This window comes from Mycoplasmopsis caviae (assembly GCF_024498215.1).
Taxonomy (GTDB): Bacteria; Bacillota_I; Bacilli_A; order Mycoplasmatales; family Metamycoplasmataceae; genus Mycoplasmopsis; species Mycoplasmopsis caviae.
The window spans coordinates 696,852-720,209 of the sequence record NZ_CP101806.1 but is presented as its reverse complement, the minus strand read 5'-3'; the positions used below and the strand labels follow the sequence as shown (position 1 = coordinate 720,209).

General features: G+C 27.1%; 23 protein-coding genes and 11 tRNA genes. 22 read left to right on the top strand and 12 right to left on the bottom strand.

The features are described 5' to 3' along the window. Positions 1 to 122 precede the first annotated feature (122 nt). Positions 123 to 1,199: an HAD family hydrolase gene (locus tag NPA07_RS03530; RefSeq protein ID WP_126118494.1), complete on the bottom strand. Its 1,077-nt coding sequence runs from the start codon at positions 1,197 to 1,199 to the stop codon at positions 123 to 125. Positions 1,200 to 1,484: 285 nt separating this feature from the next. On the opposite strand from NPA07_RS03530, the gene NPA07_RS03525 reads away from it, so the two are divergent. The 12 genes from NPA07_RS03525 (at position 1,485) to NPA07_RS03470 (ending at position 5,537) form a co-directional block, all read left to right on the top strand. After that, a tRNA-Pro gene (locus tag NPA07_RS03525) sits at positions 1,485 to 1,561 on the top strand. Positions 1,562 to 1,564: 3 nt separating this feature from the next. Next, positions 1,565 to 1,641, top strand: a tRNA-Ala gene (locus NPA07_RS03520). 6 nt (positions 1,642 to 1,647) lie between these two features. Further along, positions 1,648 to 1,724: transfer RNA gene (locus tag NPA07_RS03515), tRNA-Met, on the top strand. 26 nt (positions 1,725 to 1,750) lie between these two features. Further along, positions 1,751 to 1,825 (top strand) — tRNA-Ile (locus tag NPA07_RS03510). Between the two features lies 1 nt (position 1,826). Continuing rightward, positions 1,827 to 1,919: transfer RNA gene (locus NPA07_RS03505), tRNA-Ser, on the top strand. 43 nt (positions 1,920 to 1,962) lie between these two features. Then, a tRNA-Met gene (locus NPA07_RS03500) sits at positions 1,963 to 2,039 on the top strand. 3 nt (positions 2,040 to 2,042) lie between these two features. Next, positions 2,043 to 2,119 (top strand) — tRNA-Asp (locus NPA07_RS03495). A gap of 4 nt (positions 2,120 to 2,123) precedes the next feature. Then, positions 2,124 to 2,199: transfer RNA gene (locus NPA07_RS03490), tRNA-Phe, on the top strand. A 75-nt stretch (positions 2,200 to 2,274) separates the two neighbouring features. Further along, positions 2,275 to 2,350: transfer RNA gene (locus NPA07_RS03485), tRNA-Arg, on the top strand. A 99-nt stretch (positions 2,351 to 2,449) separates the two neighbouring features. Next, the gene (locus NPA07_RS03480; protein WP_126118495.1) at positions 2,450 to 3,358 is read left to right on the top strand and encodes a UTP--glucose-1-phosphate uridylyltransferase; all 909 of its coding nucleotides are present in this window, start codon (positions 2,450 to 2,452) and stop codon (positions 3,356 to 3,358) included. Between the two features lie 45 nt (positions 3,359 to 3,403). Next, positions 3,404 to 5,362, top strand: coding sequence for an endonuclease/exonuclease/phosphatase family protein (locus NPA07_RS03475; protein ID WP_126118496.1), 1,959 nt, complete (start codon positions 3,404 to 3,406; stop codon positions 5,360 to 5,362). Positions 5,363 to 5,445: 83 nt separating this feature from the next. Next, a tRNA-Ser gene (locus tag NPA07_RS03470) sits at positions 5,446 to 5,537 on the top strand. A 503-nt stretch (positions 5,538 to 6,040) separates the two neighbouring features. On the opposite strand, the gene NPA07_RS03465 is transcribed toward NPA07_RS03470, so the two are convergent. The 6 genes from NPA07_RS03465 to NPA07_RS03440 form a co-directional block, all read right to left on the bottom strand. Continuing rightward, the gene (locus NPA07_RS03465) at positions 6,041 to 6,367 is read right to left on the bottom strand and encodes a hypothetical protein (RefSeq protein WP_256553116.1); all 327 of its coding nucleotides are present in this window, start codon (positions 6,365 to 6,367) and stop codon (positions 6,041 to 6,043) included. Continuing rightward, the gene (locus NPA07_RS03460) at positions 6,348 to 6,491 is read right to left on the bottom strand and encodes a hypothetical protein (RefSeq protein WP_256553115.1); all 144 of its coding nucleotides are present in this window, start codon (positions 6,489 to 6,491) and stop codon (positions 6,348 to 6,350) included. The genes NPA07_RS03465 and NPA07_RS03460 overlap by 20 nt, the downstream gene beginning before the upstream one ends. Before the next feature lie 69 nt (positions 6,492 to 6,560). Further along, positions 6,561 to 6,932, bottom strand: coding sequence for a hypothetical protein (locus NPA07_RS03455; protein WP_256553114.1), 372 nt, complete (start codon positions 6,930 to 6,932; stop codon positions 6,561 to 6,563). Beyond that, positions 6,835 to 7,197 carry a hypothetical protein gene (locus tag NPA07_RS03450; protein ID WP_256553113.1) on the bottom strand — a complete coding sequence of 121 codons (363 nt, stop codon included), beginning with the start codon at positions 7,195 to 7,197 and terminating at the stop codon, positions 6,835 to 6,837. Before NPA07_RS03450 ends, NPA07_RS03455 begins: the two co-directional genes overlap by 98 nt. Positions 7,198 to 7,239: 42 nt before the next feature. Further along, a complete protein-coding gene (locus NPA07_RS03445; RefSeq protein ID WP_256553112.1) occupies positions 7,240 to 7,491 on the bottom strand; it encodes a hypothetical protein in 252 nt (83 codons plus the stop codon). 5 nt (positions 7,492 to 7,496) lie between these two features. Next, the gene (locus tag NPA07_RS03440; RefSeq protein ID WP_256553090.1) at positions 7,497 to 7,637 is read right to left on the bottom strand and encodes a hypothetical protein; all 141 of its coding nucleotides are present in this window, start codon (positions 7,635 to 7,637) and stop codon (positions 7,497 to 7,499) included. 189 nt (positions 7,638 to 7,826) lie between these two features. On the opposite strand from NPA07_RS03440, the gene NPA07_RS03435 reads away from it, so the two are divergent. From NPA07_RS03435 to NPA07_RS03425, 3 genes are read left to right on the top strand one after another with little or no spacing between them, the layout of a single operon-like run. Then, positions 7,827 to 10,532: a cation-translocating P-type ATPase gene (locus tag NPA07_RS03435; protein ID WP_126118497.1), complete on the top strand. Its 2,706-nt coding sequence runs from the start codon at positions 7,827 to 7,829 to the stop codon at positions 10,530 to 10,532. A gap of 22 nt (positions 10,533 to 10,554) precedes the next feature. Next, complete coding sequence (locus NPA07_RS03430) at positions 10,555 to 13,068, top strand: DNA cytosine methyltransferase (protein ID WP_126118498.1); 2,514 nt, start codon at positions 10,555 to 10,557, stop codon at positions 13,066 to 13,068. Next, the gene (locus NPA07_RS03425) at positions 13,069 to 14,337 is read left to right on the top strand and encodes a restriction endonuclease (RefSeq protein ID WP_126118499.1); all 1,269 of its coding nucleotides are present in this window, start codon (positions 13,069 to 13,071) and stop codon (positions 14,335 to 14,337) included. It abuts the gene before it with no gap. A 30-nt stretch (positions 14,338 to 14,367) separates the two neighbouring features. Here the strand turns inward: NPA07_RS03425 and NPA07_RS03420 are convergent, their stop codons facing one another. The 5 genes from NPA07_RS03420 to ychF form a co-directional block, all read right to left on the bottom strand. Continuing rightward, positions 14,368 to 14,949: a hypothetical protein gene (locus NPA07_RS03420; protein ID WP_126118500.1), complete on the bottom strand. Its 582-nt coding sequence runs from the start codon at positions 14,947 to 14,949 to the stop codon at positions 14,368 to 14,370. 81 nt (positions 14,950 to 15,030) lie between these two features. After that, a tRNA-Trp gene (locus tag NPA07_RS03415) sits at positions 15,031 to 15,104 on the bottom strand. An 8-nt stretch (positions 15,105 to 15,112) separates the two neighbouring features. Then, complete coding sequence (locus NPA07_RS03410) at positions 15,113 to 15,853, bottom strand: hypothetical protein (protein WP_126118501.1); 741 nt, start codon at positions 15,851 to 15,853, stop codon at positions 15,113 to 15,115. After that, a complete protein-coding gene (locus NPA07_RS03405; protein WP_126118502.1) occupies positions 15,854 to 17,248 on the bottom strand; it encodes an HsdM family class I SAM-dependent methyltransferase in 1,395 nt (464 codons plus the stop codon). It lies immediately after the preceding gene. Continuing rightward, a complete protein-coding gene (gene ychF, locus NPA07_RS03400; protein ID WP_126118503.1) occupies positions 17,248 to 18,348 on the bottom strand; it encodes a redox-regulated ATPase YchF in 1,101 nt (366 codons plus the stop codon). Before ychF ends, NPA07_RS03405 begins: the two co-directional genes overlap by 1 nt. Positions 18,349 to 18,529: 181 nt before the next feature. Between ychF and NPA07_RS03395 the strand changes: the two genes are divergently transcribed. From NPA07_RS03395 to mobP3, 7 genes are all read left to right on the top strand, one after another. Then, positions 18,530 to 18,670 (top strand): hypothetical protein, encoded by a 141-nt coding sequence (locus tag NPA07_RS03395; RefSeq protein ID WP_256553090.1) that lies wholly within the window; start codon positions 18,530 to 18,532, stop codon positions 18,668 to 18,670. Positions 18,671 to 18,675: 5 nt separating this feature from the next. After that, positions 18,676 to 18,927, top strand: a complete 252-nt coding sequence (locus NPA07_RS03390; RefSeq protein ID WP_256553103.1) for a hypothetical protein — start codon at positions 18,676 to 18,678, stop codon at positions 18,925 to 18,927. Positions 18,928 to 18,969: 42 nt separating this feature from the next. After that, complete coding sequence (locus tag NPA07_RS03385; RefSeq protein ID WP_256553111.1) at positions 18,970 to 19,332, top strand: hypothetical protein; 363 nt, start codon at positions 18,970 to 18,972, stop codon at positions 19,330 to 19,332. A gap of 75 nt (positions 19,333 to 19,407) precedes the next feature. Then, positions 19,408 to 19,935: a hypothetical protein gene (locus tag NPA07_RS03380; protein ID WP_256553110.1), complete on the top strand. Its 528-nt coding sequence runs from the start codon at positions 19,408 to 19,410 to the stop codon at positions 19,933 to 19,935. Positions 19,936 to 19,953: 18 nt separating this feature from the next. After that, positions 19,954 to 20,145, top strand: coding sequence for a hypothetical protein (locus NPA07_RS03375; RefSeq protein ID WP_256553072.1), 192 nt, complete (start codon positions 19,954 to 19,956; stop codon positions 20,143 to 20,145). A 607-nt stretch (positions 20,146 to 20,752) separates the two neighbouring features. Beyond that, complete coding sequence (locus NPA07_RS03370) at positions 20,753 to 21,544, top strand: MAGa4850 family ICE element protein (protein ID WP_126118504.1); 792 nt, start codon at positions 20,753 to 20,755, stop codon at positions 21,542 to 21,544. A 554-nt stretch (positions 21,545 to 22,098) separates the two neighbouring features. After that, entirely contained in the window at positions 22,099 to 23,358 is a 1,260-nt protein-coding gene (gene mobP3 / locus NPA07_RS03365) for a MobP3 family relaxase (RefSeq protein ID WP_126118505.1), read from the top strand.

The following is a 23,358-nucleotide window of genomic DNA, read 5'->3' as shown; positions in this document are numbered from 1 at the left end:
TTATTACTATTCAGTTTTCAAAGAATATGTGTCACAAAGTGACATTTTTATTTCATTTTTTTACACCTACTAACATCTATTTGTGAAAGATTGGATAAAAAATAAATAGCCATAAAAACTATTTATTTTTTAAATTGTTCAATGAATTCACTTAGCCAAGGAACTTTATGATTTCTGGCTCTTAATAGTGATTTGCTTTTAGCATTAATATTACCACTTGCTGGGCTTGCTGAATATTTGGATATTGAAAACATACTTGTATCGTTTTCAGCATCTCCAAAGCAAATTGTTCTATTTAAATCTAAATTATATTTATTTGCTAGAAACTTAACAGCTTCTCCTTTTGTTGCATCTTTTCTCATAATATCAGCAAATGTTGATTGAGATCTAACTAAATAAACATTAAATTGTTTTAAATATTCTTTAAGATTTTTTAATTTTTCTTCAGTTGTGCAGGGCATATGAATTAAAAATTTACATATATCATATTTATCAAGTTCATTTAAGAAATCTCCATCCATATAATTTTTACCAATTGTACTTACATAATTTCGAAGCTCAATGTATTTACAACTATTATTCTTGCAACCTAAAACATAGTCAGGAGTATACATTAAGAATTCCATATCATGTTCTTTTAAATATTGATATATTTTCCTGCATTCATTTTTATCAATTTTAAATGATTTTAATAAACTTCTATCCTTATTGTAAATTAATGCACCATTTGCACAAATTATTGGAAAATCAGTTGGTACTTCGTCAATATGATTTAAAGTAAAAAGTGGTCTACCAGTTGCCACAATTATATTCTTACCCATACTTTTAAGTTCATTTAGTGATTTAATATTTTCATCTAAAATAAGCTTTTTATCATTTAATAGTGTGCCATCCATATCGAAAACAAAATTATCTACCATTGAAAGTTCAAAATAATGTCGTTTTAGTTTTAATCTAAATCAACAATGACTTTTATGATCGTTGTAAAGAATATTACTTTCATTAATGTTATTATACTCAACATCGATTATTTCAATAATTTCAAAAATTAAGAAATTATATTTATCTGAATCATCATAAAAACTTATTAGTTTTCCATTTTTATATTTTTTGAGAGTGTTTGAATTTATATAAAAGTAGTCATCTTGATTTTCTTTTTTTAATAAATCAATTTTATGTGTATCAATTTTAAATTTCATTTTGAATTCCTTATAAAATATTAATAATATTTTAACAAACATTTTAAATTAATAAAATAATTAAATATTACATTTAAAAAAGAAAATTTACTTTTTCACATTTTATTACTTATTATTTGAAAAACGATGTATCATAAAATATATTTTTTCCAAAAACACTATAAAACAGCACTTTTGGTCAAAAAGAATTAAGACAAAAAAATAAAATAATTATGTTATAAAAAGTTAAATTAGTATATAATATATATGCTTTTTATATCAAAATTAGCAACTTATTCATTCATTGGAGAAGTAGCTCAGTTTGGCAGAGCGCTACGTTTGGGACGTAGTGGTCGCAGGTTCAAATCCTGTCTTCTTCACCATGTGGGGGATTAGCTCATTTGGCTAGAGCACTTGCCTTGCACGCAAGGGGTGGTGGGTTCGAATCCCATATCCTCCACCATTATATGGCGTTGTAGCTCAGTTGGTTAGAGCATCCGGTTCATACCCGGAAGGTCATGAGTTCGAATCTCATCGACGCTACCATTATATGGAGAAATCCTAACTGCTTTGGACCTATAGCTCAACGGCAGAGCAACCGGCTCATAACCGGTTGGTTACTGGTTCGAATCCAGTTGGGTCCACCATGGGTGATTACCCAAGCCTGGCTGAAGGGACTAGTCTTGAAAACTAGCAGGGGCTTCACGGCCCGCGGGGGTTCGAATCCCTCATCACCCGCCATTTGTTCATTTATTGAACACCAAAATAAAAAAAACTATCACATCGCGGAGTGGAGAAGTTTGGTATCTCGCGAGGCTCATAACCTCGAGGCCGCTGGTTCGAGTCCAGCCTCCGCCACCAAATGGTCCAGTGGTAAAGTGGTTTAATACGCCTCCCTGTCACGGAGGAGATCGCGGGTTCAATTCCCGTCTGGACCGCCATTATGGCTCTGTAGCTCAGTTGGTAGAGCAACGGACTGAAGATCCGTGTGTCGCTGGTTCGATTCCTGCCGGAGCCACCATATCATTTTATATGCACTTCGTTTTGCGAAGTTTTTTTATTTTTTGACGTAAAAGTAATATAATTGCTTTAGTTTGATCTTATAGCTCAACGGAAAGAGTTTTGGGTTTCGGCCCCAAAGGTTAAGGGTTCGAATCCCTTTAAGATCGCCAAATGTTTTGTACACCAATAGACAACGTGTAGGTTGTCTATTTTATTTTGCATATTTCATAAATCTATTTAGTGAGTATTGTTTATAGTATAATAAATGCATGAAATCAAACAAAAGCGAAATTAAAAAAATTAAAAAACTAATTATTCCTGCTGCTGGTTGAGGTACAAGATTCTTACCAATGACAAAAATTATTCACAAAGAATTAGTACCTATTTTAGATACACCTGTTATTGACAGGCTAGTTGATGAAGCGTTAGAGTCAGGAATTGAAGAAATACTCATTGTATTAAGTGATAGAAAAGTTGATTTATTAAACTTTTTTCGCGTTGATCAAGATTTGCAAACAGAACTAATCTTAAAAGGCAAAAAAGATATATTAGCAAAGGTTAAAAAAACTAACCGATCAAACTATATTACTAAGGTTATTCAAAAAGAGCAACATGGTTTAGGTCATGCATTAGCAACATGTAAGGAATTTCTTGACAATGAACCTTTTGCAATTATTCTTGGTGATGATTTAATTAAAGCTAAGACACCTGCAATTAAACAACTTATTAACTTCTATAATCAAACAGGTGCAAATGTTATTGGCGTTCAATCTGTTGATAGAGAATATATAAACAAGTATGGTATTGTTAATCCAATAAATAGTAAGGAAAAAGATAACAAATACTTTGAAATTGATGGAGCAGTTGAAAAACCAAGTCCTGAAAAAGCACCATCAAACAAAGCAATTTTAGGTCGTTATGTATTTAACTACGAAATACTAGAAATTTTATCAAAAATTGAATATGATGGCAAGAATGAAATTCAGGTCGTTGATGCTTTTGATGAATTAATGAGAAAGTATAATCAAAAAATATATGCTTATGAATTTGAAGGTACAAGATATGATCTTGGTTCAATGGAAGGATTTGTTAAGGCAAACATTGATTATGCATTGGAAGAACCTCAAATAGCTGAGCAAATTAAGGAATTTATCAAGCAAAAAAACAAAGAAATCTAATTTTGGTATAATTTTAATACATAAGGTTTAAATAAGGTGAAGGTCATGAAGAAAAATAAACTCTTGTTTTTTATGAAGGGAGGGACTTTTTCTTTATTGTCCTTGCCTTTTTTATCCACTCAATGTATTTTTAATACAGATGATGATAATAAAATAAAAAAAGAAATAAAAAATGATTTAGATTCAACTATTGAAAAAGTTAAAGTTTTGTGAGAAAAAAATAATCTAGATGCAAGTGCTAAATCTCAAATTGATGTTAACAATTTAAACAACGAATCTATTAAAAATGAATTAAAATTTTATAATAATTCCAACTATTCTGTTGAAATAGAATCAATTTCTAGAGATGAACTAGAGGGGAATATATCTGTAAAATTTGTATTAAAAAATTTAACACCATTAGTTACAAGTAAGCACAAAACTGTAACATTTAGTGGTTTTAAGTCAGACAAATTAAAACAACAAGAAATTATCAAACAATTAAATAATGATGTTAGAAATGTAAAAATTACAATTGATAATATTTGGGACAAATATATTAGTGACATTTCACAAAATGAGCTGTTTTATAGTGGTTATAATAAAAATAAGTATGATGTTGTTTTCAAAAAATGAACAAAAAACACTAATGAAATTAGAATCACGTTTATACTCAAGGATAAAAGAACTAAACTTGAAAGTAACAATTGAACATATACATTAAGTGGATTTAAAACTAATCACAATACAAATGGTGAAACAAAAGAAGATTTAGATAAAATTGCAGAAGGAATTAGTTTTGATGTTGATAATAAAGCAAATATTTTAAGTAGTGAAATAAATGAATATAGTCAACTAAAAGTTTTTGATTTGGATGATACAAAGTACAAAATTAATTACACGAATCTCGAACATACTGAAACAACATTAAAAGCTTATTATCAAATATCTAATAAAGAAAACATAATTAGTGATGAATATGTTTATGAAATAGAAGGCTTTAAAACATCAACTATACCTTCTGTTTCGCCAACATTAGCAAGTTCTAAGATTCGAATTGGAATGTGAAATGTTCTTAATCTATCTCAAAAGTCAGCTGTTTTTAAAAAATATGCTTTGGCAAGTATAATCGATAAATTAAATCTAGATTTAATTGGCATTATTGAAAATAAAACAGAAGCAAGTGCTCAATCATTTTGTGAATATTTAAAAACATTTACTGGTAATAATAATTGAGAAGTTATTGCTTCTAATTCATCAATTCATAATTTGAGACTAGAAAGTAATTCTAAGCAACATGAATGTCCTGCATTTTTATATAAAAAGAATATTTTAGAAGTTGAAAAATTTGATAATGGCAAAAATTGATTAGGTTATGATAACAGCACATTTGTTGGAAATGAAACCGATGGTAGTATTGGATATGTCCGGCCACCAATGGGTGTTAAATTTAGAACAAAAGGTCAAATTAAAAATAATTTTACATTTGTTATTGATCACTTTGACAGTCCAGGTGCAAAAAAAGATAACAGTGAGACAGATTCACAAATAAGTGGACAAGGTACTCAAGAAGCAGATGAAGCATTTAACCTTAAAAATGTTATGGATTGATTTGATAAACACGATGGTGAAAATGACGATTTATTTTTTATGGGTGATACCAACATAAAACTAAATAATCAAAGGAAAGCATTTGACAAAATACTAAGCGATCAATATTACAAATCACTTTTAAATGATGATGAGCAATCAAAAACATCTCTTAAAGCGAAATGAAATGAATACTCAGAACCTTATGATAAAATCTTCTTCAAAAGTAATTTAAAATATGAAAATGCATCATTCTATCCTTTATATAATGTTTTTAATGATGGTTATATAAAAAACTATGCAACATTAAACGAATGAAAAACATATATTAACAAAACATATAAAAGCGGTGATGCTGGTTTTATAAAAAGTGCAATTAGTGACCACTGTCCAATCTACTTTGACCTAATTTTGAGTGCAAATGATGATAAATAATTAAATTTTCAAAAAATTGCAGGCTAGAGCCTGCTTTTTGTTTAATTATGATATCTTTTGTTATATAATAATTAAGCATTTGTGGAACAGTACTCAAGTCGGTCGAAGAGGCGGTCCTGCTAAGACTGTAGGGGTGGCAACACCCGCGGAGGTTCGAATCCTCTCTGTTCCGCCATTTTTTTATTTTGCATTTTGATAATTTTCTTCTATTTTGTCCAATTTTTAAGGTTGTAAAAATTATAGCCAAAACACATAAAAGTTTGGCTATTTTTTTAATCAAAACAGCAAAAAAATGTGTTATTTTTTGTTTTTGTGTGTACAACATTAAGGTTTACCGCATTTTTAAATGTTAAATTACATTTTTTAAAATTTTGCATATTAAAACATACAACATCATTAAGAAGTTGCTTTTAATTAATTCATTTTGTCTTCAATCCTAAAGTTTTTTCATAACTTTTGGGGATTGACATCATTTGTTAATTTCTTTTTAAATATTCTTCAATCAACAAATAAATTGTTGATTGAAATAAAAAATAACTTATTTAATAAGTATTGAGCCGTTGGCTCTTATTAAGACCTGTCGGTCTTAAGAAGCAAAACTTCTTTTTGTCTTGCTAAGACAGGCTTTCTTCTTTTTAAAAAGAAGAAACAAGAAAAACTTACTTAAATGATTTGTAATTAGCGTCAATAAATTCCTTCATTTCTTTTGTAATATCATTTAACTTTTCAAGATTTTCACTTAATAGTTTTTAATAAATTCAATGTCTTTATTGTTTGGGTTTGCAGAATTCTTAAATATATTTTCAAGTTTTTCAAATGTACTGGATGTTCATGTTCTATTATGAAGCATGGTTTTAATTGTAGGCTCTTACACCTTGATGTTGTGGATCAAGATTTTTGATATTGCATATACATCGATTGCACTCAATTCGTTTCCTTTCGGTACTCTGGCTTCATATTTTCTTTTCCCTCAACAAAGAATAATTTATTTTCAGGAGTTACCATAAGACTTTGCCTCTCCACTTTCAAACATAGAAACCCTAGCGCCATTATTATCAAATGGAGCAAGATATTTGTTGTCATATCTCACAGTATGATTAACTATTTTTCTTTTAATTACAAGATTCATCTCTTCTTCAAAAATTTCAGTATTTGGCTTTCTAAAAACATTTGATTTTTACTTACTGCTTCGGCCTTTTTAAATTGTTTGTTGTATTCATCAATTAAAAGTTCAATTTTTCCCAAAAAGTCTTCAAAACAGTTGATTCCGTTTGTATGAAAGAATGTTCCTATTCATCTTTGCAATGTTCAAAATGATCTTTCAACATTTGGTTTTGCCTTTGGATTGCTTGCTTGTTATAAGTTCAATTCCTCTTGCATTTAGTGCTTCTTCCATATTTGTTCTTGTACTATCTGAACCTCAAAAAGTTCTTCTTCTATCCGTTATTATTACTTGTGGAATGCCATACCTTTTAAATAATTGTGTTAGAAGATTTTGATATCCAATTGTTGTTTCCTCAATGTCAATTCAGATTGCTAACAAACTTTTTGTTGCTAGCATCAACAACATTATAAATATGGTACTTCTTACTTTCTCCAAAAAGATGAAGTGGTGTTGCATCAATTTCAATAATTTGCCCAAAATCATAGTCAGAACTTTTATTTTGGTAAACACCTTTTAATGGATTTTTATTTAGAATTTTTTCATAAATTTTAATAAACTGTGCCTCGATTTTAGAAATATCTTGACCGTTTTCTAAAAACATTCTTCTTCTCTTAAGCTCATTTTTTACTTTTCTCGTTGCATATGAACTGCAATAACCAAGTCTAAGCATTCTTTTATAAAAGGTAGTGAAAGGCAACAATTTTTTTCATCATTAGTAAAGCTCATTATTGTAAAAATGCAACAAGGCTACACTAAGATCACCTTTTGATATTTTCTCAATATGTTCCACTAATTCATAATATCTATTAGTTAAATCAATAATAACTGAATCACTTACTTTCACACCCCTAAGTTTATTTTTATTACCATGTGATATACTGATTGCATCTTGGTTATTTGTAGATGCAATCAATATTTGATTTCTATATCTTTTAATTGTTTTTGTTGATGTTCTACAACCCAATTTTCCTAATATTTTTGATATTTCGGCATTTGGTCTATTTCAATATTGTTGAATTTTTTTAAATCTAAAATTTTTTTATCTTCATAATCAGTTGTTTTACCTGTATCAACTGCTTGAAATCTGGTTTTAATTACAAGATTTTCCATAATTTAAATTCTCCTTTTTAAAATAATAATTGAAACCTAAAAATGGACAAAATAAAAGATAAAAACAGGGTGGACAAAATAAAATAAAACCATTAGTTCCGCCATTTTTTTATTTTGCATTTACTATTTATTAATATAATTTATTAACTATAATAAAAGTTAATTTTATAAGAATTAAAAGAGGTCTTTATGTCCAAAAAATATAAAAAAGATTACAATGGTCTAAGTAGCAAAGAAGTAAGTGAAAGATTTGAAAAATATGGTGAAAACACACTTTTAAAATCAAAAAAACTTAATGTTTTTACTGCTTTCTTTAAGCAATTTTGTGACCCTATGGTCATTTTATTAATTATTGCTGCTATTATAAGCTTAACATTAGCAATAGTTGATCATGTTCAAGGACACAAACTATTGCGAGACTTAATTGTTTCATATGTTGAACCAGGAATAATTATGCTTGTTATTGTTCTAAATAGCATGCTAGGAGCTTATCAAGAAATTAAAAGCGACCAAGCAGTGCGAGCGTTAGAAAAAATAAATCAAGTTAATGCAACAGTTATTAGAGATGGTAAAACTCAAGTAATTCCAGCAAATTTATTAGTACCTGGTGATTTAGTTATTTTGGCATCAGGAGACACAATTAATGCAGATGGACGTCTAATAGATTCATTTAATTTAGAAGTTGTAGAATCATCACTAACTGGAGAAAGTTTTGCAGTTTCAAAATGTGCAAATTTAAGTGCTAATGATGATAAGATTTTAGCCAACAACAAACATTTGGTTTATTCATGTACATATGTAACAGGCGGAAAAGCGACATATGTTGTAGAATACACAGGTGCACAAACTGAAATAGGCAAAATTAATTCAATGATTCAAGTGCAAAATAAAAATACAACTCCATTGCAAATTAAACTTAATAAATTAAGTAAATGATTTGGATATGGCGGAATTATTCTTTTATTTATTAGTTTTATACTTCAAATAATTTTAAATAATGTACATAGTGGAATTTGAAATAATTCATCAACATATACTAGCGCATTAGTGACAGCTATATCACTAGCTGTTGCTGCAATTCCTGAGGGTTTAATTACCTTTACAACTGTAATTTTGTCCATTGGTGTAAGCAAGATGTCAAAGCAAAAAGCCTTAGTTAAAAATCTCTTGGCAGTCGAGACACTTGGTTCAGCATCTATTATATGTAGTGATAAAACAGGCACATTAACTGAAAATAAGATGAGTGTTGTTGATGCTTATCGATTAAATACACTTTGAAGTGCTCAAAGAGATGAACAAGTATTTAAACCATTAGCAAAATATTTAACATTATGCAATGACGCTTTTATTAGTCTTGAAGATGACGGAAAGTGAAAAGAAGTAGGAGATCCTACCGAAACAGGACTTTTAAGATATGCATACTCATATGGATATAAAAAGGAAGAATTACTTAAAGAATATCCAATTTTAACTTCAATTCCTTTTGATTCAAATCGCAAAATGCACTCTGTTGTATTTAAAGAAAATGATCATTTTCTTTTAGTGACTAAAGGTGCACCAGAGGTTTTATTAGAAAGATGTAATAATTTAGATACTGAGGATATTAACAAAATTAATCAACAATGGTCTAATAATGCTTATCGTGTTTTAGCTGTTGCTAAAAAAGTTGTTAAAGACTATAAAATAGACTTTAATGATGAAAATGATTTAGAATTTGTGGGTCTTGTAGCTATGATTGATCCACCACGTGTAGAAGTTGCAAATTCGATTAAGCAAGCACAAGATGCGGGTATTAAAGTAGTTATGATTACCGGCGACCAAATTAATACAGCTAAGGCTATTGCTCAAAATTTAGGTATTTTTAAAGACGGTGACTTATGTCTTGAAGGAAAAGATTTAGCAAATTTAACACAAAGTCAATTGGAAGAAAAAATTGCTAATATTTCAGTTTATGCACGTGTTAATCCAGAAGATAAGTTAAGAATTGTTCAAGCTTGACAATCACATCAAAAAGTTGTTGCTATGACAGGTGATGGTGTTAATGATGCACCAGCACTTAAAACAAGCGATATCGGTTGTGCGATGGGTATTGTTGGAACTGATGTTTCAAAACAAGCTGCTGATTTAATTTTAGTTGATGATAATTTTAATACAATTGTTAATTCAGTAAAAAATGGACGATTGATTTTTGACAAAATTAAAACTGTTATTTTAAACTTATTAATTAGTTCTCTAACAGAAATTTTAGTAATGTTAATTGGAATGGTTGCTTTTTATTTATCATATAGACAACATTATAAAGATGGTTTTTATATTTTAGGTGCTAGTCAACTACTTTGGATTAATTTACTAACTCATGGTTTACCAGCTATTGCTCTTGGTTTTGTTGATAGCGGAAAAGATGTTATGAAGCGTCAACCATTTTCAAAAAATGAAAGTATTTTTGCTCGTGGTATGGGTATTGATCTAATTTGACAATCTTGTATACTTTCGCTACTATCGCTTATTTCTTATTGATTAGGTGCAGAGTATGCACTTAAAAATAATTTAGATCTTGTTAGTGTTGCTTCTACAACATGTTTTGTTACAATGGCACTTGCAGCTTCACTAAATAGTATTAATTTAATGAGTAATAAGTCAATATTTGTAAGTTCGCTTAAGAAATATTGAATTGTATGACTTGCAGCACTATTTTCTGCAATTTGTTCGCTTATTGTTGTTATAATACCACAATTAGCGTCTGTATTTAGAATGTCTTCTGAATATATTTACCACCCAACATTAATAGCTTTATCACTTCCGCTAGGACTTGGTTTAATAGTAGCAAATGAAATTAAGAAACTTGGTAAATTAATAGTGTTTAATTATAAAAATAACAATTTAAAAATTAAATAAATTTGTTATCAAAGGAGAAAAAATGATAAATAATAAGCCAACATATATTAGTTTATTTTCATCAGCAGGTGTTGGTTGTTATGGTTTTAAACAAGAACAATTTGAATGTGTAGCAACAAATGAAGTTCTTTCTAAAAGATTAAATATTCAACGTTTAAACAAGAAATGTAAATATGAAAGCGGATATATTGTTGGTGATATAAAAAGACAAGAGACAAAAGATTTAATTTATCAAGAAATTAAAAAATGATCAAAAATAGGTAACGATAAAATAGATGTTGTTATTGCAACACCACCTTGCCAAGGTATGAGTGTAGCTAATCATAGCAAGAGTGAAAATGATTTAGAACGCAATAGTTTAATTAGAGAATCTGTAAATTTAATTAAAGAAATTAAACCAAGATTTTTTGTATTTGAAAATGTGCCTGCTTTTTGAAAAACAGGTTGTATTAATAATTCTAATGAAATTGTTGCAATTGGAGAATTTATACAATTTGAGCTTAATTGTGAGTACACAATTCACAAGGAAGTTATTAATTTTAAAAATTATGGCTCCAATTCATCACGCAATAGAACAATTGTTATTGGTGTTAACAAAAGCCTATGTGATGAAATTTCTCCTATTGAACTATTCCCAGATTATAAGGAAGAAAAAACACTTTTTGAAACAATCGGTAATTTGACAAAGTTAAACTGAGGTGAATATGATCAAGAAGATTTTTTTCATAGTTTTAGAACATATCCAAAAAACATGGAAGAGTGAATTAGTGAACTTAAACAAGGAGAAAGTGCATTTGACAATATAGATCCATTTAAAAGACCACACAAATTATTAAATGGCAAAATAATCCCAAATACACAAAAAAATAGCAATAAATATACAAGACAATATTTTGATAAGGTAGGCCCTTGCATCCATACTAGAAGTGACCAATTAGCAAGCCAAAACACAATTCATCCAAGTGAAAACAGAGTCTTTTCAATTCGCGAATTAATGAAAATGATGACAATCCCTTATGATTTTAAATGAATTGACATCGAATTAAATGAATTAAATTCTCTTTCATATGAAGAAAAAAAGAAAATATCAAAAAAAGAAGAACTCAATATAAGACAAAGCATAGGTGAAGCAGTTCCAACAATTATTTTTAGACAAATAGCAAATAAAATAAAAAACTTTTTATTAGTTAAAGGTCTTTCGATTAGGGAAATTAAAAAATTAATTAAAGATAATGAATTAAATGAATTTAAAAATTTGAAAGATTTTGTAATTAAAAATAAAAAAAATTACAATCTTTCAACATTAATGAAAATAATTGAGTTAGCAAATAATAATAAAGTAAAAAATTCAGCATATTTTACAAACAAATTCATTATTCAAAAAATATATGATAGTTTGCCAACTTTTGAAAAAGAATGCATAAAAATTATTGAACCATCAGTTGGTATTGGTAATTTCCTGCCTTTTTTATTAAAAAAATATCAAAATCATAAAAAAGTGACTATTTTTGCCATAGATATAGATGAGAAGATCATTGAATTACTAAAAATTATTTTCTCACCAGAAAATATTCCAAGCAATTTTGAAATAAATTTTATTTGCAGTGATTTTATGTTATTTAATCCAGAATCAAGAGTTGATTTGATAGTAGGTAACCCTCCATTTACAAAAGTTGAACCAGCTTTAAGAAAAAAGTATTTACTAAATAACAAAAATCAAAAATCAACAAACCTTGCTGAATTTATTTTAGAAAAATCTATTTTACTAGCTGACTACGTATCCTTAATTATGCCAAAGAATTTACTAAATACACCTGAATATATTGAAACAAGAAATTATTTGTTAAACAGTTTTGGAATCGAAAATATTATTGATTTTGGAGAATTTGGTTTTTCTGACGTATCAGTTGAAACAATTAATATAATTATTAACACAAACAAAAAATGTAAAGAAACAAAAATAGTATCATTAATAAAAAATATTCAAATATCACAAAAAAGTGATTATATTTTTGATAATAATTTGCCATATTGAGTAATATATAGAGACAAATTTTTTGACAGTATTTTCTCAAAAATGAAATTTGGTGTCTTTAATGTGTTTAGAGATCGCCAAGTAACAAATTCATTAATTAGCAGCGAAAAAAATGATAAGTGAATACCTGTTTTAAAATCAAGAAATATCAATAATGACGGTGAAATTATTAATGTAAAAAACTATGATTCATTTATAAAACTTGAAGACTGTAAAAAATTAAATGTTAGCAGGTTTTTAGATGATACATCAGTTTACTTAACACCAAATATGACATATAACCCAAGATTAATTAGAAAAGAAAAAGGTTATATTGTTAATGGATCGATTGCTATTCTTATTCCTAAAAGCAAAAATATTGAATTATCAAAAGAACAAATGATGTATATATCAAGCGACGAATTCAGTAAATTTTATAGAATAGCTAGAAATTATCAAACAAGGTCACTAAACATTGATAATTTAAGTTGCTTTTGATTTGGGATAAAAAAGGAGATTTAAATGAACTTGTATATGAAGCATTTATCAAAATACAACTATGATATAAGAAAAAGCAAGGATGCAAGATGAATAGATCAAAAGTGCACATTTGATGTTATATGTATTGTTGCAGATTGTATTTTAGAATTTTGTAAAAATAATGATGAATTTACAGTTTCTGATATTTGGCACTCTGAATATGCAAGACTTAATGTAATAAGTATATTTTCAAAACCAGACACTGAAAATACAACAGTAAAGAATGAATATGATAAATATTTCTCGCAACCAATAAAGTTACTTGCATATAGCAAGATATTATCATATAGAAAGTCAAAAAATAAATTTACCTATTGAATTAATGATTATGAACTTCTTACTCAAATTGCACTTAAACCCATGAACGCATTGTTATTCCTTAATGAATATATCCAAAAAGTTTTAAAAGATAGTGAAATAATTAACTTTTTTGATAATTTTCTAAATAAGCAAGATGTTAACAGTTTTAAAATTCTTAAGGATAATTTTATTAAATTTACAATTGAAAATACTAAAATTAACACAAATGTTGAGGCATCTAGAATTTTTACAAAAATTTTAAATCCCTTAGCTTTTTGACAGGCTAAGAAAGGTACAGAAAAGGGTCTGTTGTCAAAGAATAACATTACACTTAATGATATTCAATATAACCGCTTTAATTTTAAAGACAAGGTTAATAAAAAAGACAAAAATGTTTCTAGACAAGAATTTAGTCTAATTTGTGAACAACTGAATAATATATTTCTTGATAATTACTCATTGAACAAAGCAAAAAAATTTTTAAGAAAATATAACGAACTCTTCAATAATAACAAATCAGAAATAAAACAGCAAAGTGAAATTGTTGATGCTACACAGGTTCACCATATTTTTCCTGTTTCAAGGTTTCCAATTATTAGAAACTATCTGGAAAATTTAATTTGCCTGACACCGAACCAGCATTATAGTTATGCTCATCCATCAAATAATACATGACTAGTTGACAATGATTTTCAGTACATTTGTTTATTAGCTAAAACAATTCAAATTTATGAAAGTATTGTAATAAGAAAAGACAATTTTTATAGTTTTGAAGACTTTATTTTCGTTCTTAATACAGGTTTAAAAACAAGTGTATTTAATGAAATAAAAATTCTTGATTTCACTGAATTGATTAATAAAATAGATTTATTATATTTAAAATATATTGAAAATAATAAATACAGCGAACTTATTCAATTAAACAAACTAAAATTAATTAGTGAATTGTAAACATAAAAAACTGCTTGGATAAGCAGTTTTTTAATCTTCATTGTCTTCAAGAAAGTTTGTAACAATTGTTGCTTCTTCGACTTTTTCTTTGTCGCTATCACTTTCTTGTCTTTTTTCTTCAATATTAATACATGTGGTATCTCTTTTTCAACGATAGCCTGTAACTCTTGTCACAAATCTTGTATTGTCTTTTATTTCGATTTTTAACAAAATGGCCACAACCATTAAAAGGATAAACATAGTAAGTGGACTAAGAACTGTAATAACAAAGTAATATCATCATTTTTTTGTAGATAATTCTATTAAAAGAATTATTCAAAATATTAATAAAATTAACACAAATAATACTGTAAAGAATGTAGATGCTTTTAACACTGAACTATTTCTAAAAATTGAAAAAGTAATTAATGAACTTAAACTAATTAGAAAAAGAATAGCAAAAACAAAAATACTAACAAGAATAATTCTAAAGTTTAAATTAGTTCCTCTAAATTTAATTTTATTTTCTTTTTCTTTCTTCTTCTTTTTTTGTTCTTTTTGATTGTTAAAGTTATTTTTTTCACTTTGTTTATTTGCATTTCCGCTTGCTTGTTGTCAATTATTATTTTGCATGAATTAATTATAATAAAAAATCGTTTAAAATGGCAAAAATAAGTAAAAAGCAAGCTGACAGCTTGCTGGTCATTTTTGATATGGCAGGGGTTATAGGAATCGAACCCATGCAAGCAGTTTTGGAGACTGCAGTACTACCATTATACTAAACCCCCATAAAGAATTATTCGCCTAAAATTTTATGTGAAATTTTACTTATAAATAATTCAAAATCATTAAAAATTATATTTCTACTATTTTCAAATAATAACTTGTGTGAATTATCAAATACAAACTTATTTTGCTTATTGCAAAGTGTTAGAAGTCTATAACAATATTCATCCTTACTTTTACCAACTAAAACTTCATTAATGAATTCATTATTTAATATAATTAATAGAGTTTTGTTTGGTGTATGATAAAAAGCATCAATATTATCTTCTCCCAATTTTACATATTTTTCCAAATTTTGAGAAGTGATTTTTTCTAGTCTTTGAACATTTTTACTGCTATACCCTTCACTAAAATAAGGCAAATTGTTAATTATAATAATAACCTGAAAACACAACATTTTATTAGAACGCAAGTTTGCTGTTTCACCTAACATTGAGTTAAAATAGTTAACTGAATTTTGTTTATAATTTTCAACAACAAATTTAATTTCAATAGAAGATATTACTCTTTCATTTTTTAAAATAGCAATATCGCAAAACTTTTTAGTATAGCGACCTTCTGCATTATATTCTTTACCACCAAAATTGTCTTGGCTCATTATAATATATTCGCTTCCAATTCTTTGCTTAATTGCATCTGCGAAAAAACTATGAAGTTTTTTTAGTTTTTTTGTACTTCTGCTTCCTGATTTACTTTCGAGATAATCAATAAACGAAGCATTAATCATTTCAAGGAAATCATTATTTGTCACTTAATTTTCCTCTTTTCCATAAAATCAATAGTTAAGATAACATTGTAAATCTTTTGTGTTAAATGTTCAAGAATTTCCATTTTTATATTTTTTTAAACCTTGAATAAAAGTTAGGAATTCTTGTGTTTTGATTGCTTTTTCAATTTTTTCAAATTCTAGATCGCTAAGGATATATAATCCTGAATACACACCTGTACCTGATTTTAAAAAATTAAGTTTAATTGAATTAATATTGTTTGAAACTATTAGTGAATTAATGGCAATTTTGTCTTTAAAAGTGTCTTTTAGACCCTGCGTTTTACCAAAACCATACCAGTAATCATTTTTCTTTTCTAAATTATCAATTAAATATTTCTTTGTTTGTTCATTAAATGAATCAAAAGGTAGTAATTTTCCACTCTTGTCATATGGATAAAAACATTTTAGCATAATTGACCTTGAAGCCTTTATTATAGGTATTAAAGGCGAAATTTCACTGTTAAAATTTTCCTTAATAAATACCTTGTCATTGCATGTTGCAAAAGCATTTTTAACAGTAATTTTATTGCTTTTACATTTTATTATTTTTTGTAATAATGTATTATCATTAGAAAAATAAAAATTACCTTTAATTAATATATCATTATATGAATACTTTTTATTTTCACCTGTCAAATATTCATAATAGTTAATTGATTCATAATTTTGAGAAAGGTCAAAGAAAGTAATGCAAGTATACGTAGTAATATTTTTAAAAGGTTGAAAATGACCAAAATTATAAATTTTTCTAAGTTTCCTATGTTCAATTATTCATTTTCTAAATTCACTACCAGCAACACTATTTCATCAAGAATTTGGTGAAATATAGGCTAATTTTCCATCTTTTTTCAACATTCTAAAACCAAGTTCAAAAAAGGTTATATATAAATCAGTCATTCCTCTTTTAGAAAAAATAAAATTTTTAACCTTATTATTTTTTTCTATGTTATGAATTCTAACATAAGGTGGATTGCCAACAACATAGTCCATTTGTCCATCATAGTTGACAACATCAAGGCTATCTTGATTTAAAATATTTCACTTTATGTCTGTAAAATTGTATTTTACGCAAATTGAATTCAAGTTTTCAATCAATTTTAAATAATTATCATAATTGATTTCAACGCCATGAATATAGGTTTCTAAATCATTTTTAATCTTTTCAGGTTTGATATTACATTTAAGAGAAATGTTTATATAACGAGAAACTACTTCACACAAAAATGCTCCTTGGCCAGCCGAATTATCGATTATATGCTTTTGGTAAATAGAATCGAAATTATCATATTTTAATTCATCTAACATAGTCTTAACTATAAATTGTGGTGTAAAAACTTCACCTAATTTTTTTGTTTTATAAGTGGTGTTAATTTTCATTATTTGCCTACCTTGAATAGACAGACATCACCATCTTGCATAATATAATTTTTTCCTTCAATATTAATTTTTCCAAGTTCGCGACAACCCTTTTCTCCATTATTTGTAACATAGTCATCAAATTTAATGATTTCAGCTTTAATGAATTTCTTTTCAAAATCGCTATGTATAATTCCTGCACATTCAGGTGCAAGCATACCAGATTTAAAAACCCAAGCTCTAACTTCCATTTCACCAGCAGTAAAATATGTTTTAAGATTTAATAAGTCAAAAGCTTCACGTGCCAAAATATCTAGTCCACTGTATTTAATGTTGTATGAAGAAAGTCACTCTTTAATATCATTATCCTCAAATTGAGAAATTTCAGATTCAAGTTGTACACAAATTGGGATTATCTTTTCATTTTCAGCAAGAGAATTTGCGAGCATATTAAATAATTTGTCATTTTGGTAATTTGCAATTTGTTTGCTTGATAAATTAGCAACATAAATCATTGGTTTATAGGTTAATAAGTTATATGATCTAACTATTTTTTTCTCGTCGTCACTTAGTTGACTAATTGCTCTTGCTGGTTTATTATTTTCCAATAAATCTTTTATTTTAAGAGCTAAATTTTCTTCCAATATTGCATCTTTGTCACCTGCTTTTGCTTTTTTATGAATCCGATTTAAAACATTAGTAATAGTTTCTAAATCGGCTAGCATTAATTCAACATTGATTGTTTCTTTGTCGTTAAGTGGATTGACTTCATTAGCCACATGCATTATATCTTTATTTTCAAAACATCTTACAACATGAATTATGGCATCAACTTCACGAATATTAGCTAAAAATTTATTGCCTAGACCTTCGCCACGACTTGCGCCCTTAACCAAACCAGCTATATCAACAAAGTCAAAAGTAGCTGGAACAATTTTCTTAGGATTAACAATTTTAGCTAATTCATATAATCTCTGGTCTTTAAGTGGAACACTACTAATGTTAGGGTCAATTGTCGTAAATGCATAGTTACTTGCTTCAACTTGATGTTTAGTTATAGCAGAAAAAAGTGTACTTTTACCAACATTTGGTAGCCCAACAATACCAGCTTTTAATGACATAATTTCTCCTTGTTTAAAAATGTATTTTTAAATATTAAATAAATGATACATTAAAATTAATGTGCTATTAACATTTTTTAGGATCTTAATGGTTTTATTTTATTTTGTCCACCCTGTTTTTATCTTTTATTTTGTCCATTTTTAGGTTTCAATTATTATTTTAAAAAGGAGAATTTAAATTATGGAAAATCTTGTAATTAAAACCAGATTTCAAGCAGTTGATACAGGTAAAACAACTGATTATGAAGATAAAAAAATTTTAGATTTAAAAAAATTCAACAATATTGAAATAGACCAAATGCCGAAATATCAAAAATATTAGGAAAATTGGGTTGTAGAACATCAACAAAAACAATTAAAAGATATAGAAATCAAATATTGATTGCATCTACAAATAACCAAGATGCAATCAGTATATCACATGGTAATAAAAATAAACTTAGGGGTGTGAAAGTAAGTGATTCAGTTATTATTGATTTAACTAATAGATATTATGAATTAGTGGAACATATTGAGAAAATATCAAAAGGTGATCTTAGTGTAGCCTTGTTGCATTTTTACAATAATGAGACTTACTAATGATGAAAAAAATTGTTGCCTTTCACTACCTTTTATAAAAGAATGCTTAGACTTGGTTATTGCAGTTCATATGCAACGAGAAAAGTAAAAAATGAGATTAAGAGAAGAAGAATGTTTTTAGAAAACGGTCAAGATATTTCTAAAATCGAGGCACAGTTTATTAAAATTTATGAAAAAATTCTAAATAAAAATCCATTAAAAGGTGTTTACCAAAATAAAAGTTCTGACTATGATTTTGGGCAAATTATTGAAATTGATGCAACACCACTTCATCTTTTTGGAGAAAGTAAGAAGTACCATATTTATAATCGTTGTTGATGCGGCAACAAAAAGTTTGTTAGCAATCTGAATTGACATTGAGGAAACAACAATTGGATATCAAAATCTTCTAACACAATTATTTAAAAGGTATGGCATTCCACAAGTAATAATAACGGATAGAAGAAGAACTTTTGAGGTTCAGATAGTACAAGAACAGATATGGAAGAAGCACTAAATGCAAGAGGAATTGAACTTATAACAAGCGACAATCCAAAGGCAAAACCAAATGTTGAAAGATCATTTTGAACATTGCAAAGATGAATAGGAACATTCTTTCATACAAGCGGAATCAACTGTTTTGAAGACTTTTTGGGAAAAATTGAACTTTTAATTGATGAATACAACAAACAATTTAAAAAGGCCGAAGCAGTAAGTAAAAAATCAAATGTTTTTAGAAAGCCAAATACTGAAATTTTTGAAGAAGAGATGAATCTTGTAATTAAAAGAAAAATAGTTAATCATACTGTGAGATATGACAACAAATATCTTGCTCCATTTGATAATAATGGCGCTAGGGTTTCTATGTTTGAAAGTGGAGAGGCAAAGGCTATGGTAACTCCTGAAAATAAATTATTCTTTGTTGAGGGAAAAGAAAATATGAAGCCAGAGTACCGAAAGGAAACGAATTGAGTGCAATCGATGTATATGCAATATCAAAAAATCTTGATCCACAACATCAAGGTGTAAGAGCCTACAATTAAAACCATGCTTCATAATAGAACATGAACATCCAGTACATTTGAAAAACTTGAAAATATATTTAAGAATTCTGCAAACCCAAACAATAAAGACATTGAATTTATTAAAAAACTATTAAGTGAAAATCTTGAAAAGTTAAATGATATTACAAAAGAAATGAAGGAATTTATTGACGCTAATTACAAATCATTTAAGTAAGTTTTCTTGTTTCTTCTTTTTAAAAAGAAGAAAGCCTGTCTGACAAGACAAAAGAAGTTTTGCTTCTTAAGACCGACAGGTCTTAATAAGAGCCAACGGCTCAATACTTATTAAATAAGTTATTTTTATTTCAATCAACAATTTATTTGTTGATTGAAGAATATTTAAAAAGAAATTAACAAATGATGTCAATCCCCAAAAGTTATGAAAAAACTTTAGGATTGAAGACAAAATGAATTAATTAAAAGCAACTTCTTAATGATGTTGTATGTTTTAATATGCAAAATTTTAAAAAATGTAATTTAACATTTAAAAATGCGGTAAACCTTAATGTTGTACACACAAAAACAAAAAAATAACACATTTTTTTGCTGTTTTGGTTAAAAAATAGCCAAACTTTTATGTGTTTTGGCTATAATTTTTACAACCTTAAAAATTGGACAAAATAGAAGAAAATTATCATGTGCTATTAACATTTTTTAGGATCTGGACATTTTCGGTGGTAATGTTAATTTAGCAATCAAGCGTTATGCTTGGTTGTTTTTTTAATCCTTTCTCTTAAAGTGTAAAAGTTATTAATTGCAATAAGTGATAGGTGGTTGAATATATGAGTGTTTGAGCAAACAAACTTTTAGATAATGAAGAAATAAAAACTAAGTTCATTAGCGAAGCACAAATTCAATCTTCTATTTGAAAAAGCAAAAACGATTTTTATTTTTGAGATGCCATTAATAACAAAAAGTATTTAAAGTTTGGTAGCGATATTGTTAACCAAATTTTGAAGTGAAAGATTAATTTATCTTTTAGAGTTTATGAATTACTTTTAAATTCTAAATTATCATTTTTTGTCTTTTGCTTTCTACTTAAAAGTGGTGCTAAAAAGAAGTTTATCAATATAGACTTTTTGTTAGAACATTTTAGTAGAACATCATTAAGAGTAGCAATCGAAAATCTTGCTAAAAAGGAATTAATTTTCATTGACAATTTTGGCAATGTAAAAATTAATAAAACTTTTTTAAATTTGAAAAAAGAGAGATATCTAAAACTCAACCATCCCTTTCATTGAAAGAAAGTATTTATTTTTAGTTTAAGAAGTTTGGAAAACTTACTCTTAATTGAATGAAAGAGTAAAAGTATAAAAGGTAAGAAGTTTAGTATTTCAAAAAACTCTACAATTGTTTTACAAAACAACTTTTTTAAAAGGATGTCAAAGACATCAATTTATAAGATGTTAAAGCAATATGCAGAGTTCTTGGATGTTGATTATAAGAAATTGTTTAATACAAAAGCCAAAGTTAAAAAATTGAAAGATAATAAACATATTCGAAAACTAACTTCAAAATACTTTATGAAAGTTAGAACATTACAAGTTAATATTGTGGCAAGTTATATTTTTTAAGGAATTTGTTAGAAGTGTAGATTGCAGTAGTTGAAGAAATAAGACTATGGCTTTTTAACTTGTTACAATAGATGATTCATAGATTTTATTGGTAAATTTGCGTTTACTAGTTTTTGGTAATGCATTGTTATCTTTTTCTACCTAAATTTTTGACTAAAAATTTATCCACTATGTAATAGTGGCAAAAATAAGTGCATTAGTTAAAGGAATTTATTAAAGTGTAGATAATAGAATTCTTAAATATATAAGAAGCATTAAATAACAAGTAAACATATATCTAACAATTACACTTATTAATTATTTTGTAGCCATTGACAACTGGCTAAAGTTTTCAAAATTGTAACTTGCTTTTCTTTAAATTTTAATGTTAGTCATTTCATTTGTTTTGTAGCCTATCACATCACTTTTTTTACTTAATTTCACAAAGCAAATTAATTTCATTAAATCATTAACAGTTTCTGAAAATATATTGTTTTTTTATTAAAGGCAATGAATTTGGGTTTTATTAGCCAGTTGTCAATGGTTACATCAATTAGTATTGGTGGTGGCATAAAATGAAAGATTTCTATGTTCGTTTAGAATGAAGTAAAAAAGATTTAGATAAAAAAGTTAGTAATGGACAAAAAGAAGTTCATAATTGAGAATTTTATACTTCAGGCTCACACCTTAAATACATAACAAGAAATAGTGCAGTTTATTTGCAAGGAGATAACACAACAAAAAGACAATTAAAAAATGAATTTGATAATTCTAATATAAGTTGAAGTGAATTTTTAAATTCTAAAACAAAGGAAAATAACACAAACTTTAAAAATACACATAGTGGTTTGTATAGATTATTTGCAGAAGAACCAAAAGACCTGGATATTGAGCAGGAACTTAAAGAAGTATCAAAAATATCAAAAGATCAAGCAATATGAGAAATGATTATTAATCCAGGGGATTTAGGTAGGAGTTCATTTTTAATTGATAAGAATGAGTGAAATGAAGAATTAAATTATGCATTAGGCAATTTGTTAAGGGCTAATAATTTAGATAAGCACAATATAACTGGGCATTGAACAATTCATACTAACACATCACATCCACATATTCATTTGTCTTTTTGAGAAAAGTATCCAAAGCATATTAACAAAGATGGGGAATTGGTTTTTAAACAAAAGTGTAACTTTTCAAAAAAATCACCAGAGAACTTTCAACACGTATTACAAAGTAGACTAAAAAATAATAAGGAATATGATGAACTATTCAAAATTAAAAAAGAAACCTGAGATTTAAGAAAAGAAATCCGCTCACTAATTGCTAAACCTAAAAGAGATTATGCAATGTTAAATGAAATTTCAAAAGTTAAAGAATTTTACAGTGATAGCAAAAATAAGAATTATGCAATTGCTAATGATGAAGTTAAAAATTCAATTTGAAAAATCTTTGATTATTTAAAAAACAATGATGAAGACTTTGCTAAAAAATGTGATGAATATAATCACTATTTTAAAAAACTCAACAATATAAAATTTGATTCATCATTTGTAGAAAATCAAAAATTAATTTTTTTAGAGAAAGAAAGAGAAGAATTTGATTCACAAATTGGAAACTTGATTGTTAAGTTTTGCATTAGCGATGAAGTAAAGGAAATTGAAGAAATTAAACCAAATAATGATAATCAATATGAAAGTGGTTGATCAATAGGTTATTTGCTTGAAAAATGAAAATGAGATGCTGATAGAGTTTGATTTAAAAGAAAAATTCAAGCATTAAAAAATTACAGAAAACATTTATTAGAAGAAATTGAAAGACAAAGGCAAAGGTATTAA